This window comes from Pseudomonas sp. 10C3 (genome assembly GCF_036346185.1).
Classification (GTDB): domain Bacteria; phylum Pseudomonadota; class Gammaproteobacteria; order Pseudomonadales; family Pseudomonadaceae; genus Aquipseudomonas.
This window is the reverse complement of the sequence record NZ_JASJVE010000148.1, coordinates 1-255: the sequence shown is the minus strand read 5'-3', so window position 1 is coordinate 255 and position 255 is coordinate 1. Positions and strand designations below refer to the sequence as shown.

The following is a 255-nucleotide window of genomic DNA, read 5'->3' as shown; positions in this document are numbered from 1 at the left end:
ATCGTCGACTGGCTCGTCACCCAGTTCAAGAACGCTAACGGCATTGACCTGGCTGCCGACAAGATGGCCAAGCAGCGTCTGCAGGAGGCCGCCGAGCGCGCCAAGACTGAGTTGTCGCAGGCTTCTGAAACCCATATCAATCTGCCGTACATCACCGCTGGTGCTGCTGGGCCTCTCCACCTTGACGAGAAGCTGACCCGCGCTGAGTTCCAGCGCATGACCTCCGACCTCCTCGAGCGCTGCCGCACCCCGTTC

The 255-nt window shown here is 62.0% G+C and carries 1 protein-coding gene; it reads left to right on the top strand.

Features of this window, described 5'->3' with window-relative positions:
• On the top strand, positions 1-255 hold a 255-nt coding region (locus QN399_RS26445; RefSeq protein WP_330201959.1), incomplete at both ends, for an Hsp70 family protein.